The organism is Peptoniphilus sp. (genome assembly GCF_050943655.1).
Taxonomy (GTDB): Bacteria; Bacillota; Clostridia; order Tissierellales; family Peptoniphilaceae; genus Peptoniphilus_A.
Genome location: NZ_JBMNPQ010000037.1, coordinates 1 through 14,571 on the forward strand (window position 1 = coordinate 1; position 14,571 = coordinate 14,571).

Sequence of the window (14,571 nt, forward strand, 5' to 3'; positions counted from 1 at the left end):
TTGGCACTAAGAGCAGTATCAACAACAGACTTTATGACAGCGGACTTCTCAAGAATCCCTTGGGACATATTAGATAAAGTATCAAACAGAATAGTAAACGAAGTGGATCACATAAACAGAATAGTGTATGACATCACAAGTAAACCACCAGCTACAATAGAATGGGAGTAATTCCATCAAATTCATCGAGCGTAGCGAAGACGAATTTGATGGAATTACCCCTGTCAGGGTTCTCAAGTGTTGTAGCGACCAAAGGGAGCTAACCTTAGCAACCTACGGCGAAAGATAAGCTTAGCCACAAAGTATTTAAAAATTTTAAAAATATAAAGAGTGGATTGCATCCAGCAGCTTAAACTGAACATGCATCCACTCTTTTTATTCTTTAACAAAAACAAACTTCCCCTCTTCCGACAAGTCTTCTCTATACTCAAACCCGTCTAAATTAAATTTTTTTGTGCCTTCGACATCTACAACTTTATTCACGCACAAAAATCTTAACATAAGTCCCCTCGCCTTTTTTGATATTGTTGAGTGACTCTTTAGTTTTCCGCCTTTGTTTTCAAAGAATTCGTAGTCTATTATTTTAAATTTATCTCTATCTAATAAGTCCGAAAATTCTTTTGATGCTATATTTATTATTTCCTCTCCATCCTCAAAGGAATTATTAAATTCATCCTTCCAAAATTTCTTTAAGCTTTCTCCATTTATTTTTAATTTTGTATTGAAATCTAGCCTATATGGTCTTATTAATCTCTCTGGTGAAACCGGTCCATAAAATGCAGAGAGTATTTTTAATCTATTCTCTAAATATTTTCTATCGTCCTCTGTTAAACTTGTGGCGTCAAATGTTCTAAAAGATAGACCGCTATACATTTCTATAGATCTGTAGCTTTCTTTTTTGTCAAAGTTTTCTATAAAATCTTCTACTTCTTCTAAAACTTTATCCGATACTTTGTATAGTTTCTTGAGTTCATCAGAATTTAATTTTTTAAGCTCTTCTATTATCCTTTTAGTTTTTTCAGAATATTTTGCTTCTTCACAAACTGGATTTTCAAAAGTCATTTCCTTACTCGGCGAGAATATAATCTTCATATCTACCTCCAAAATTATTATAACAATTAATCAATATTTTCTAAAATATATTTGGTTGGGAAAGATTAAATAATTTCTAATGCGTATTTGCAGGAATTTGGCATAAATTAAAATGCGTATTTGCAAGAAATCGTCATATTTTAAAGTGCGTATTTGTGGTAAACCAGTAGTTATAAGTATTTGCACTCATTAATACTACAGATTTGGGTATAAATATAAAATAAATCAATAAGAGAATGAATCAAAATTTTATAATTAAAATATAATCATCAATGAAGGAGTTTTTATGAAAGTTGTAGATTTTAATAAAGATTATGATAAAGGAAAAGTTTTTTTATTTTTTGAAGGCGATGACTGTGGACTCTGTCAAGGCATGAAGATGAAAAGTCTCGAGGAGCTTAAAGACGTAGAAGGTGAATTTATGTCAGTTAAATTATCTGATCACCCTAAACTTCGCGGAGAGTTTCAAGTTTTCTCCTTCCCCACTCTACTTTATTTAAGAGATGGAGTCGAAGTCGAAAGAATGGCGGGATTTTTTGATTTTGAAAAATTCTTAAGAGCAATAAGTTCATGATTAATTATATTTAAATAAGAGAGATTCTAAAGCGCCACTGCTCTAGAATCTTTTTTAATGCATAAATTAATGGCTCTTTAAGAAACTAAAAAAGAAACCAACATTAGCTGGTTTCTCATTAATAATTCATTAATAATTATGCGCCCTTGACTTCAGGATTATTTCCCTTTCCAGGTACTTTTTTAAATATTCCTGTAACCATAAGTGCAATTGCTCCATCGCTTGTTACGTTACAAGCTGTTCCAAAGCTATCTTGAAGTGCAAAGATTGAAAGCATAAGCGCTGTTCCTGTGTCGTTAAATCCAAGGACTGATGTAATTAGTCCAAGAGATGCTACAACAGTTCCTCCAGGCACGCCAGGTGCTGCGATTGCAAAAATTCCAAGTAGGAATATAAATACAATCATGTTTGATGTTTCAGGAAGTTTGCCTGTCAAAATTTGTGATACAGTCATTACGAAGAAGACTTCTGTAAGTACAGATCCACAAAGGTGAGTGTTTGAGCAAAGTGGAATTGCAAAGTCACGAATCTTTGGATCAAGAGTTGTTGACTTTCTTGCACATCTTAGTGCCACTGGAAGTGTAGCTGCAGATGACATTGTTCCAACTGCTGTAAGGTAAGCTGGAACATAATGCTTAAATACTTCTTTAGGATTTGTTTTAGAAATTGCACCGGCAATTGAATACATAAGAGTCATCCAGATGAAGTGTCCCACTATTACGATTAAGATTATCTTTAAGAATACTGGAAGTTCGCTAATGATTGTTCCTTCATAAGATAAAACTGCAAAAGTTGTTGCAATGTAGACTGGAAGTATTTTTATAACTACATTGTTTACAATTGATAGTACAATTTTATTTAGTTCAAGAAGCAAATTTTCCCAAGTGGCAGAATTTGTCATGATAACGGCGATTCCAAATAATATAGATGTTATAAGTGCTGTCATAACAGGCATAATAGGATCAATTGATAATTTAAAAATTGATTCTGGAATCATGTTGCCAGCTCCAACTTGAGATGCAATGTTTAGTTTTGGAATTATTACTCTTCCTGCTAAGAAGCTCATTGTAGCTGCACCAACTGATGATGCGTAACAGATTGCAAGAGTGACACTCAAAATTTTCCCTGCACTCTCCTTTAATGAAACAATGGCAGGAGTTATAAAACCTAAGATGATTAGTGGAACTATGTAACCAATTAAATCTCCCAAAACTCTTTTAATTGAGTCGATTACAACTATAACGCCCTCGCTACAGATGCTTCCCACAAAAATTCCAATAATAATTCCAAGCAAGAGCTTGAATACTAAAGAATTAAAAAAGCTATTTTTCTTCATTTTCTCCTCCTTTTGAAATAATAAAAAAACTATACTTTTTCTTATTATTTTACCATTGTATAGTCATAAAATCATCATAAGTTGTAAAAATATTTTACTTTAAAGTGGGAAATTTTGATTTTTTCTAAAACATTTCTTGTAATTTTGTTTTTTGAACATTGTTCACTTGTACAATGCTTAAGGTACTGAGTTTGGAGCGTTAAAGAGTGCTTTATCCTGTGTAAATTTTATTAAATACAAAATTCTTATATTGTATTTCTCCTAACATATTGAAAATAATCCAAAATAAATTAAACTTTTATGAATAAAATACATTTTATCGGATATACATTTTATCGGATATACATTGAATATAAGATGATAACACTATTATGAATTAGATACTCAAAAAGGGGGAATGAGATTGAAAAAATGGCAAAAATGGATTAATGTTATTTTTGCTATTGCCCTATTACTCGCCATTTTCTGTTCATACTTTATGATTTATGATTATGGCAAAGTTACAACAGTTTTAAACAATTACCAAACTAAAACATGGTTTTTCTATTGTTTCACAATTGTATCGATTTTGGGTGCACTATTTGCTTTAGTAATTCTAATTAGGGCTATCGCTCTTCCTACAATTAATAATTATGTAATTGATAAGGACAAATCTGGTGAGATGCTAATTACATCAAGAGCTATTGAAAACAATGTGCTTGACACAGTCAACAAGTATCCAGAGATTAGAGACTCTAAAGCGAATGTGAAAGTTAAAAACGGCAAAAACAATGAAATATCTGCACAAGTTCTTTGTGGGGTATATGAAGGCGAAGATTTGAATTCACTTGGAAATGCAATTAAAGAAGATGTTACGAAAGAATTGGAAGTATTTACTGGTTACCCAGTAGATAGAGTTGACGTTAAGTTTTATGACATTAAGAAGGATTCCAATAAGAGAGTAGTATAGGAGGCTCATATGCTTAATAATTATGGAGGTTTTCCGGATTATCAAGATAATTATGAGAACCCAAATGACGAGAAATCCAATGAAAAAATAGTTGTAATTGAGAAAGAAAGAGAAAAAGACAAAGAAGTTTCAATTTTTAGAAACAAATTTGACAATTTCACTAAATTACACTGGAACGAGTTTAAATATACACTCGTTGCCCTGGTAATCGCAATACTACTTTTATCAATTGGTTTTTTCAGAACACTTTTAATTGTCATCTTGTATCTCATTGGAAATTTATATGGAAGATACAAAGATGGTGATCCGAGAACTTTATTCATGTTAGAAAGATTTTTTAAGAGATATTAAAAGAATTTAAGGAGATGTATTATGGCTAACGAAGCAAAATATAACGAAATAGCAGGTATTAACAAGAAAGAACAAGAACAAAAAGAAAACAAACAAAAAAGAGAAGAATTTGTAGACAACATTAAAGATAACTTTGATGATGCAAAAGAAGAAGCAAAACAACACGAATCAAAATTAACATTTGAAGATTCAGTTATCGAAAAAATTGCTGCAATTGCTTGTAACGAAGTATCTGGAGTACTAGATATGAAGGGCGGTTTCTTCTCAGGAATTTCTGAACAATTCGGTGGCTACAGCTTGACAAAAGGTATTTCAGCTGAAGTTGGAGAAAAAGAAGCAGCACTTGATGTATCTATCATCCTTGAATATGGATACTCTGCTCCAAAAGTTTTTGAAGAACTAAAGAGAAACATTGCACAATCAGTTGGACAAATGACTGGACTTAAAGTTGTTGAAGTTAATGTTCGCGTTGACGATGTAATGACTAAAAAAGAATTTGAACTTAAAAAACGTAAATCAAGAGGTCAACAAGAAGATTATGACCAAGGATCTTCTTTAAGATAATAGATTTAAAAGCTGCTGGGTGATCCCGGCAGTTTTTTTATGCCTTAATTTCCTATTATAGGTGTATAATTAATATAATAATGGAGGTGAATTATGAATTTACTTTATCTTTCAAATTTTCTACTTAACTTAGAAGACCATAATAATGAAAATAAAATAGAAGTATCTGATGTATTTCTAGAAAAGTTAAAAGAACTTCGCGATATAAAAGCTTCAATATCTCACTTAATTACTGAGCGCGACGAACTAAAATATGTAATTTGTCAAAATATAGAGACAGAATACTGGCTGATATTTGGCGAACTTGAAAAGGAAGTCTACGAAAAATCCACTGAAGTTTTGCGCCTCAAAAGAAAAATTGACCTCGTGCAGTCCTACAAAAATCGCGATGAGGATATCAACATAGAAGAAATTGAAAAAATTCTAGATAAAGAATTTGTCGAATATCAGAAAAAACTTGAAGAATACTTACAAAACATAAAACTTGCAAAAGAATACTCATCTCTTGAAGCACTCTCAAAAGAAGACGCCAAGAAATTAAAGGCTCTCTATCTAAAAATAGTAAAACTCTTGCACCCAGATATCTGCAAAAACTTCACAGAGTCTGACAAGTTTTTATTCCAAAAGGCTCTTGATGCATATAAAAATGGCGACCTCGATACAATGATTCTAATCGACTCCCTCATTGACAAAAGAGACAAAGAATATACAAATAAAAATTCTCTAGAGGAGTTGGAGGAAGAAAGACATAAACTCTTATCCATAATCGCAAAAATCGAAATAGAAATTGACGAAATTAAAAATGATGTGCCCTATATTTTAAAATTCATAATAGACTCCGAAGAAAATATAGATTTGAGGCGAAATGACCTACTTGAGGCACTTGCAGATTACAGCGAACGTGAGACAATTTACCGCATAAAACTTAAAGAAATGTTAGGTGATTAGATGAGCGAAATAAAACCAAGTGGAAGCTTCTTCCCCGCATTTAACATAAATCACAAACTTCCAAGTGTCCCCACTCCCTTTGAACGCGATATATTTTTATTTAAAACCCACATCGCAGGCACAACCCATATAGAAAATATTCACGAAATCGAGAAAGACTTGAAAATTGGAGATAGACTAAAGTTTTATCGCGAACCGAAAAATCCATACGACGAGGGAGCAATAGTAATAAAGACTGAGGACAGAGTAAAAATTGGTTATGTTCCACAAAAAGACAACATCGTCTTTGCAAGGCTTATGGATGCAGGAAAGCTCCTATTTGGAAAAATCAAGACGAAGGAGATTGTTGGCGATTGGGTAAAAATTGAGATAGAAATATTTCTTCACGAATAAATGAAATTTTGAAAAAGCGTAAATATCTGATAATATCAATATAGAGGTGATTTTAATGAAAGACTTACTAACGACTCTGGAAAACAGAAGGACGATAAGAGAATTTACAGACGAGAGAATCGACGAAAAAACTATACAAACAATTTTAGACGCATTGATGCACAGCCCAACTTCCAACGGACTACAACAAGCAAGTATAATCAGAATCACTGACGAAGAAAAGAAAAAACAAATCGCAGAAGTCGGCAATCAAGAATATATCGCAAGAGTTCCAGAACTATTTATATTTATCGCAGACCACTATAGAAACTTCCGCCTAATCCGTGACTTTGGCAGAAATTACGACACAACATCAAATGTAGATATATTTGTACAGGGACTTAACGATGCAGTGATACTTGCAACTAATATGGTATCCATCGTCGAATCAATGGACCTTGGCGCATTCTTTATCGGATCAATAATGAATGACACAGAAAAAATGATAGAGATACTAGATCTTCCAAAACTAACTTTCCCAGTAGTAGGAGTTGGATTTGGACATCCAAACCAAAGTCCACAGATGAAACCAAAAATGCCAAAAGAGCTTAGAGTCTTTGAAAATACCTACACCCACTTCGAAGACTACAAAGAAACATTCCACGACTACGACGAAGAGATGACGACTTACTACGACCTTCGCGATGCAAATAGACGTGTGGACTCTTTCTCTGACCAAGTTTACAAAAAAACTCTTAACTCTCTTGAAAAACGCAACAAATTCTTGGAAGTTGCGCGCAAAAATAGTTATAAATTATAAAGATAACTCCTGGTAAATCCAGGAGTTTTTCATTTAAATTCTAAATTTTTGCAATCCCAATCTACATACACTCATCAAAAAATTTTACCAAGTCATAAAACACTTTATCCCTATCCTTTTCGTGAATAATCTCATGCTTCATGTCCTTATAAATAATCTTTTTAATATTTTTGTACCCAATTCTTTTCATCGCCCTTATCGTCCTGTTAAGCTTTTTCTCATATCCAGCATAATGATCATTATCTCCCGCGATAACTAAAATTCTAAGGCCCGGGTTTTTTAGCTTGAATCTACTTTTCTTGTGCATGTCCTTATTTGCATCAATTACAGAAGCATATCCCCTGTTTAAAAAATAAGACGGCATGAGGTCATCCTTCTTTATGTCATAAAGATTTTTCTCATCATAACTCGAGTAGGATAGGCTTCTTTTCTTATCGTGATACAAAAATCTAAAAATAAGAGCAACGCGCCTCTCCCCAAAATAAAAATTAATAATATTTACTAGAAACTTTACTGGATAAGATAGAGGATTAAAATAAGGCGGACCGCTCATTACGAGCTTATCTATTTTATCGTCAAAATCTTGCAAAAAAATTCTCGCAAAAATTGAACCAAGAGAATGAGAAAATATGTAGATCTCTTTTCCGGGATATTTATTTCTAAGATACTCATTAATTAAAAAATTATCCATAACAACTTCATTATAATTCTTAAAATATCCAAGGGGATAATCACAAGAAGTGCTCTTGCCGTGGCCCCTGTTATCAGAAATAAAACAGCTGTATCCACTCTTTAAAAGATAATTAATCATCTCTATGTATCTCTCTTTGTGCTCAAGTGCACCGTGAATAATTTGAACAATTGCCTTCGGTTCCTCCGCTTCATATAAATTGCAGTCAAGAGTAAAATTATCAAAGGACTTAAAGCTCACATGAATAAAACCATCACGCACATCTTCTGTCGCATCAAAACTAAAACTCTTAAAATCAGAAAAATTTAGATTCTCCTTCTTCTTTATCGCATAAAAAAACTGTGGAATAAAAATTAAAATAATAAAAATAAAAATCGCCATAAAAACTCCAAAAGTAAAATACAAAAATATTATAACATTTGGTGTGATTAAAAGACATTAACAGGAAAAAAAATAAAAGACAGGATCTTACCTGTCTTCTAATCTTTATTTATTTTTATAGTCTTTCTTCTATTTCGTCTAAGATTTTTAATAGCTTAGGTAGTATTTCTTCCAATACTCCATCTTCCATTGGGTTTTTGATGTTTCCTGCTTCCATGATTCCAAAGAAGGATTTTAGACCGCCGACCTTACATATTTCTAAATAGTCTTCGAAAGCTTTTTGTCTATCTTCTCTTGATTTTAATAAAAATTCAAAGGCGCACACTTGTGCAAGTGTGTAATCTATATAGTAGAATGGTTCGTTAAATACGTGACCTTGTCTATACCACCATGTTCCTTTTTCTAAAAATTCGTTGTCGTAATCAAGGTTTGGTCTATACATTTTTTCGATTTCGTGATACTTCGCCTTTCTATCTTCTGGTGTTGCATCAGGATTTTCGTAGACATAGTGTTGGAAGTGGTCGATTGTCACTCCATAAGGTATGAAGTTAATGGCTCCAGATAGGTGAGAAAATTTGAATTTGTCTGTTTCATCTTCGAAGAAGAGCTCCATCCATGGCCATGTTAAAAATTCCATGCTCATTGAGTGAATTTCGCAGGCTTCGTATGTTGGCCAGATGTATTCAAATATTCTGCCATCCATTGATGTGAATGCTTGGAAAGCGTGTCCCGCTTCGTGTGTCATTACTTCCACATCATGTGTTGTGCCATTAAAGTTTGCAAAGATAAATGGTGAGTTGTAATCTTCAATTGTTGTGCAATATCCTCCAGATTCTTTTCCCTTTTTGCTCTCAAGGTCGAATAGATCTCTGTCGTACATGAAGTTAAAAAATTCTCCAGTTTGTGGTGATAATTCTCCATACATCTTCTTTGCGTTTTCTACTAAGAAGTCGCGACCTCCGTGAGGTTTTGCGTTGCCGTCTGTGAAAATTATATTTGTGTCGTATGCCTTCATGTCATCTATTCCAATTCTCTTTGACTGTTTTTCTAATAGTTTTAGATAAACTGGTGTTACATATTTTTTTACATACTCTCTATATTTTGCCACATCGTTTTTGTCGTAGTCAGTTCTCATTAGAGCTTTGTATTGGTAATCTATATATGAGTCGAATCCAAGCACATGTGCCATTTCTGTTCTTACATGAACCATCTCGTCATAAATTTTATCTATTTCTTCTTCATGTTCTTCAAAGAACTCTGCAATTTTTTCTGTTGCAGCTTTTCTTACACCCCTATCTATAGATTGTGTGTAAGGAGCCATTTGTGGAAGTGTCAAAGTCTTGCCATCAAATTCTATTTGACATGATGCGATTATTTTGTTGTACTTTGTAATCAGTTGGTTTTCTTTTTGTTTATAAGGCACGGCTTCGTCTTTAAATATCAATTTGCATTTTATAAGGTCAAATAAATGTGTACCGAACTCTTCTATTAATTCGTCCTTAAATTTCGATTTGTCCACTGCTTCATACATTTTTGTTTCCAAAACTGCATAGTGCGGAGAGTATTCGTCGAGGAAGTCCTGTTCTTTTTTGTAAAATTCGTCGTTCGTGTCAATAGTGTGACGAATGTAGGCAAGATTCATGTTAGTGCTAAGAGTTTTTTTGAAGGCGTCCATCTCTTTTATTATTTCAATTTCTTCTTTTGCACTTTTAGAGTTACTGAATCTTTTAATCATGTTATTAACTTTAATTTTATCTTCTTCGTAATTTGGTCTTTCGTATTTGTAGTCTTTAAATTTCATAACGTCACCTCTTAATTATTTTATCACAATCTGCTGTTATTATTACCCAGACACAATTACAAAAATCAGAAGTCTCTTTTTTGCTATAAAAAAAGTGTACCGGCCTAACCGATACACTTAATAAAATTATTATAAAAGAATTCCGCCAACTGCTACGAATAGTGGTGCAAATACAAGTGATACAACAGTTATTAGTTTTACTAATATGTTTAGGGAAGGTCCTGATGTATCTTTGAATGGGTCACCAACAGTATCTCCAGTTACAGCTGCCTTGTGAGCTTCTGAACCTTTTCCACCGTGGTTTCCTGATTCGATGTATTTTTTAGCATTGTCCCATGCTCCACCAGCATTTGACATAAAGATTGCCATTAGTACACCTGTTACAAGTGCTCCAGCTTGAAGTCCGCCAAGAGCTTCTGTTCCAAGTAAAACTCCAATAAGAATTGGAACTACTACTGCAATAAGTCCTGGGATTACCATTTCTTTAAGAGCTGCTGCTGTAGAAATATCAACGCAAGTTGCATATTCTGGAGTAGCTGTTCCTTCCATGATTCCAGGAATTTCTCTAAATTGTCTTCTAACTTCGTCAATCATTTCTGATGCTGCTTTACCTACAGCTGACATTGTAAGTGCAGAGAATGCAAATGGAAGCATACCTCCGATAAATGTTGCTGCTATTACTTCTGGTTTAGAAATATCTATTCCAGTTAAGCCTGTTGCATTGATATATGATACGAATAGTGCAAGAGCTGTAAGTGCTGCTGATCCAATTGCAAATCCTTTACCAATTGCTGCTGTTGTATTACCTACAGAGTCAAGAGAGTCTGTGATGTTACGAACTTCTTCTGGAAGTTCACACATTTCTGCAATACCACCAGCGTTGTCTGCGATTGGTCCATAAGCGTCTACTGCAATTGTCATACCAGTTGTTGAAAGCATACCAACTGCTGCAAGTGCGATTCCGTAAAGTCCATAAATAGATTCGCTAGATCCGCCTGCTCCAAGGTAAGCTGCAACGATACCAATTGCAATAACAATGATTGGTCCAACTGTTGACATCATACCAACAGAAAGTCCTGAGATAATATTTGTTGAGTGACCTGTTTCAGACTCAAGTGCAATTCTCTTTACTGGTTTATAATCATCAGCTGTATAATATTCTGTAAATTTAGAAATAATAAGTCCTACTACGATACCAATTATAACTGGTGCAAATTGTGTGAAGCTGCCAAACATTTTGTTTGAAAGAATTGCTGCACATACCATTGTAACTCCAGCTGCTACATATTCTCCCATGTTAAGAGCTTTTTGTGGGTTCTTGTCACCTTTAACAAAAAATGCAGCGATAATTGATGCGATAATTCCTACAGTTGAAATAAGTAGACCAAAAACAACTCCATCTTCGCCATAAGCAACTGCTCCAAGTGTAATAACAGAAAGTAGTGCTCCTACGTAAGATTCGAATAAGTCAGCTCCCATTCCTGCAACGTCACCAACGTTATCTCCTACGTTATCTGCAATAACAGCAGGGTTTCTTGGGTCGTCTTCTGGGATTCCAGCTTCTACTTTACCTACAAGGTCAGCTCCAACGTCTGCTGCTTTTGTATAAATTCCGCCACCAACTCTTGCGAAAAGAGCGATAGAAGAAGCTCCAAGTGAAAATCCAGTTATGATTTCAGTATTTCCACCAGTAAAGACATAAGCTAAACTAATTCCGATAATTCCAAGTCCAACTACACACATTCCCATTACTGTTCCGCCTGAGAATGCGATGTCAAGTGCGTCTGCTAAGCCGCCTTTCCATGCAGCGTTAGTTGTTCTAACGTTTGCTTTTGTAGCTACCTTCATTCCAACATAACCTGCAGCTACAGATAAAATTGCTCCAAAAATAAAGCAAATTGCAGTTGGAATTGATTTAAGTCCAATTGCAAGAATAAGTGCAAGTACAATTACAAATACAACAAGAGCTTTGTATTCTCTTGTCAAGAAAGCCATAGCTCCATCAGCTATATGTGATGAAATTTCTTTCATCTTCTCATTGCCAGCGTCTTGTTTTGCTACAAATCTTGCTTTGTAAAAAGCAAATAGTAGTGCCAAGACACCAGCTAATGGAGCTAGATAATACATATTCATTAAAATTTTTCCTCCTTAAATTTTATTTAACTGCTGCCAAAATAATAAGTGCAACTGCAAAAACAATTGAAGTGACAATAACAACTCTGTTTTGAATGTCCTTCTTACTAGAACCTCTGTGAGCTCCCCAAAGACTTGATTCTTCAGAACCTTGAAGTGTTCCAAGTCCTGCTTGTTCAGATTCCATTTGTGCAACTACAGCAATTAATATAATGCTAGCAATAATAATTACAATAGATAGAAAAGTTTGCAAAATTTTTACCTCCCCACATTTTTCTATAACATATAAATTCTACCACAGTAAACTTTCAAATTCAATGAAATATTCATATTGTATGCAAAAATCTGTGCATTTTTGAACATTCTAAAAGGGACTCGTCATTACGATAAGTCCCTAGGTAAATATGCTATTTAATTTAAGCGTCAATATCAGTTGGTATTGGTTGCTTAACTATATATTTGTAATAAATTTTTTCAACTGCCATAGAAATAGCATTGTCGCCAGTTACGTTAGCTGCAGTTCCGAATGAGTCTTGAGTTAGATATAGTGAAATAAGAATTGTAGCTAATGAACTTTCTGGATCTATTCCTACTACTGGCAAGAATGGAAGTGCACTCATTACTGCTCCACCAGGTGCTCCTGGTGCTGCTACCATTGCAACTCCTAGAATCATTATGAATTTAAGGATTAGTCCATAAGAGTGATCCATGTTATACATTGTAAGTAGTGTGTAAACACAAGCTGTTAGAGTAATCATTGAACCTGGAAGGTGAACTGTTGCTCCTAGTGGAATAACGAATTCTCTAATTTGTTTTGATACTCCAATGTTTCTGTTACATTCAACGTTAACTGGAATAGTTGCTGCAGAAGATTGTGTTCCTACTGCTGTTAAATATGCAGGAATAGCAGCCTTCAAGCTCTTGAATGGGTTTCTTCCTGTGTAAGATCCTGCAACGATAAACATAAGTGTTACATAAATTATGTGAAGAGCTATAATGCAGATAAATATCTTCCAGAAGATAGACATAATTGCGAATACTGATCCTGAGTAACTCATGTTACAGAAGTTACCAAAGATGAAGAATGGCAATAGTGGAATAACAAATTTTGCAAGTACAATATTAATAATTTCGTTAAATTCTCCAATTGCTTTGTAGAATATTTCTCCGCTGCCTTTAGCTCTAAGTCCTGAAACAGTAAGTCCAAGCATAAATGCAAGTACAAGTGCTGCTGTTACCTCGATAAATGGATTTAGAGGAATTGTAAATATTGGTGATAATTCTCTAGTTGAAGCTTGTTGAATTTGTTCAGCAAGTTCAGGAGTTATGAAACTAGGGAAAATAGCGTGAGCCATTCCGTAAGATAGTGATCCACCAATTAGTGTAGATAAGTAAGCTATAAGTACAGTTACTCCTAAAAGTTTTCCTGCCCCTTCAGATAGGTCAGCGATACCTTTAGATACGAATGCGATAATCATTAGTGGGATGATGAAGCCTAAGAATGCTCCAAATAGTCCAGATATAGTGATTGCTATTTGAGAAACTACTGCTGGTAAATATTTACCCACTAATATACCAAGAACTATTGCAATAATAAGTTTTGGAATTAGACCAAGTTTTTTCTTTTCAGCCATGATAAGATTAATCCTCCTTAAGATTTAAAAATTCTCTTCTGATTTTTTGACCGGTTTTAGTGCCTGCTAAGCCGCCAAGTCCTGTTTCTCTAATGGATGCGTCAAGTAGTCTTCCTACTTCGCCCATTGCAGATGCTACTTCGTCGAAAGGAACAATAGATATTATTCCTGCCATTGCCATGTCTGCAGATATAAGTGCGTTCATAATTCCTGAAGCATTTCTAAAAGTACATGGATATTCAACTAGTCCTGCAATTGGATCACACGCAAGTCCCATTACATTAATTATTGTGATGCTTGCAGCATTAAGTGCCTCTTCTACAGTTCCGCCCAGCATTTCTACTACAGCAGCTGCAGCCATTGCACTTGCTGAACCACATTCAGCTTGACAACCACCTTCGGCACCAGCAAATGTCGCATATTTACCAATTATTTGCCCTATACCTATAGATGTCAAAAGCCCTTTTATAAGTGTATCATCATCTAAGTCGTATTTTTCCCTCATTGCCATGAGAGCTGCCGGCATTATTCCAGATGAGCCTGCTGTTGGAGCGGCTGCAATTGTACCCATGTTGGCATTTGTCTCAGATGTTGAAAAGGCCATAGCCATAGCTCTTACTAAGAATTTTCCTGTTATCGGTTCTTTTTCTTTTTGATAGTCGAAAAATCTCTTAGCAAAGCCATCAATCATTCTATATTCAGTTTCATATTCTTTTTCTAAAGTATTGTGAGAAGATGCTTTCATTACGTCTAAAACTTTCTGTAATTCGTTAAAAAATTCTTCTTCTGACATTTTAGAGTTCTTTAACTCTTCTCTAAGTACTAAATCATATAAATGGATATTTTCTTCATTACATACATCGATTATTTCTTGAGCTGTATTTAACATTTATACCTCCACATATTTAGCAGATAGATATCTTGG

General features: G+C 34.3%; 15 protein-coding genes and 1 pseudogene. 8 read left to right on the top strand and 8 right to left on the bottom strand.

Going from position 1 to position 14,571, the window contains the following annotated elements:
• A pseudogene (locus ACOX6R_RS04790) lies at positions 1 to 171 on the top strand (glutamine-hydrolyzing GMP synthase); the annotation flags it as partial.
• A gap of 204 nt (positions 172 to 375) precedes the next feature.
• Here ACOX6R_RS04790 and yaaA read toward each other — a convergent pair.
• Positions 376 to 1,092, bottom strand: coding sequence for a peroxide stress protein YaaA (yaaA, locus tag ACOX6R_RS04795; protein ID WP_433447813.1), 717 nt, complete (start codon positions 1,090 to 1,092; stop codon positions 376 to 378).
• A 286-nt stretch (positions 1,093 to 1,378) separates the two neighbouring features.
• Between yaaA and ACOX6R_RS04800 the strand changes: the two genes are divergently transcribed.
• Positions 1,379 to 1,666 (top strand): thioredoxin family protein, encoded by a 288-nt coding sequence (locus ACOX6R_RS04800; protein WP_433447815.1) that lies wholly within the window; start codon positions 1,379 to 1,381, stop codon positions 1,664 to 1,666.
• A gap of 136 nt (positions 1,667 to 1,802) precedes the next feature.
• Here ACOX6R_RS04800 and ACOX6R_RS04805 read toward each other — a convergent pair whose 3' ends face one another.
• The gene (locus ACOX6R_RS04805) at positions 1,803 to 3,002 is read right to left on the bottom strand and encodes a dicarboxylate/amino acid:cation symporter (RefSeq protein WP_433447817.1); all 1,200 of its coding nucleotides are present in this window, start codon (positions 3,000 to 3,002) and stop codon (positions 1,803 to 1,805) included.
• Positions 3,003 to 3,405: 403 nt separating this feature from the next.
• On the opposite strand from ACOX6R_RS04805, the gene amaP reads away from it, so the two are divergent.
• The 6 genes from amaP (at position 3,406) to ACOX6R_RS04835 (ending at position 7,006) form a co-directional block, all read left to right on the top strand.
• A complete protein-coding gene (gene amaP / locus ACOX6R_RS04810; RefSeq protein WP_433447819.1) occupies positions 3,406 to 3,951 on the top strand; it encodes an alkaline shock response membrane anchor protein AmaP in 546 nt (181 codons plus the stop codon).
• Positions 3,952 to 3,960: 9 nt separating this feature from the next.
• Entirely contained in the window at positions 3,961 to 4,302 is a 342-nt protein-coding gene (locus ACOX6R_RS04815; protein ID WP_433447820.1) for a DUF2273 domain-containing protein, read from the top strand.
• A 21-nt stretch (positions 4,303 to 4,323) separates the two neighbouring features.
• Positions 4,324 to 4,866, top strand: coding sequence for an Asp23/Gls24 family envelope stress response protein (locus tag ACOX6R_RS04820; protein ID WP_433447822.1), 543 nt, complete (start codon positions 4,324 to 4,326; stop codon positions 4,864 to 4,866).
• A gap of 93 nt (positions 4,867 to 4,959) precedes the next feature.
• Positions 4,960 to 5,814 carry a molecular chaperone DnaJ gene (locus ACOX6R_RS04825; RefSeq protein WP_433447824.1) on the top strand — a complete coding sequence of 285 codons (855 nt, stop codon included), beginning with the start codon at positions 4,960 to 4,962 and terminating at the stop codon, positions 5,812 to 5,814.
• Positions 5,815 to 6,207 (top strand): HIRAN domain-containing protein, encoded by a 393-nt coding sequence (locus ACOX6R_RS04830; RefSeq protein ID WP_433447826.1) that lies wholly within the window; start codon positions 5,815 to 5,817, stop codon positions 6,205 to 6,207. It begins immediately after the preceding gene.
• A 55-nt stretch (positions 6,208 to 6,262) separates the two neighbouring features.
• Positions 6,263 to 7,006 (top strand): nitroreductase family protein, encoded by a 744-nt coding sequence (locus ACOX6R_RS04835; RefSeq protein WP_433447828.1) that lies wholly within the window; start codon positions 6,263 to 6,265, stop codon positions 7,004 to 7,006.
• Positions 7,007 to 7,067: 61 nt separating this feature from the next.
• Here the strand turns inward: ACOX6R_RS04835 and ACOX6R_RS04840 are convergent, their stop codons facing one another.
• The 6 genes from ACOX6R_RS04840 to sdaAA form a co-directional block, all read right to left on the bottom strand.
• Entirely contained in the window at positions 7,068 to 8,078 is a 1,011-nt protein-coding gene (locus ACOX6R_RS04840; RefSeq protein WP_433447830.1) for an alpha/beta fold hydrolase, read from the bottom strand.
• A gap of 115 nt (positions 8,079 to 8,193) precedes the next feature.
• Positions 8,194 to 9,879, bottom strand: a complete 1,686-nt coding sequence (locus tag ACOX6R_RS04845) for a M3 family oligoendopeptidase (RefSeq protein WP_433447832.1) — start codon at positions 9,877 to 9,879, stop codon at positions 8,194 to 8,196.
• Between the two features lie 129 nt (positions 9,880 to 10,008).
• The gene (locus tag ACOX6R_RS04850; protein ID WP_433447833.1) at positions 10,009 to 12,012 is read right to left on the bottom strand and encodes a sodium-translocating pyrophosphatase; all 2,004 of its coding nucleotides are present in this window, start codon (positions 12,010 to 12,012) and stop codon (positions 10,009 to 10,011) included.
• A 22-nt stretch (positions 12,013 to 12,034) separates the two neighbouring features.
• Positions 12,035 to 12,265, bottom strand: a complete 231-nt coding sequence (gene secG, locus ACOX6R_RS04855; protein WP_433447836.1) for a preprotein translocase subunit SecG — start codon at positions 12,263 to 12,265, stop codon at positions 12,035 to 12,037.
• 163 nt (positions 12,266 to 12,428) lie between these two features.
• On the bottom strand, positions 12,429 to 13,646 hold the full coding sequence (locus tag ACOX6R_RS04860) for a dicarboxylate/amino acid:cation symporter (RefSeq protein ID WP_433447838.1): 1,218 nt from the start codon (positions 13,644 to 13,646) through the stop codon (positions 12,429 to 12,431).
• A gap of 7 nt (positions 13,647 to 13,653) precedes the next feature.
• On the bottom strand, positions 13,654 to 14,535 hold the full coding sequence (sdaAA, locus tag ACOX6R_RS04865; protein WP_433447840.1) for an L-serine ammonia-lyase, iron-sulfur-dependent, subunit alpha: 882 nt from the start codon (positions 14,533 to 14,535) through the stop codon (positions 13,654 to 13,656).
• Positions 14,536 to 14,571: the final 36 nt, after the last annotated feature.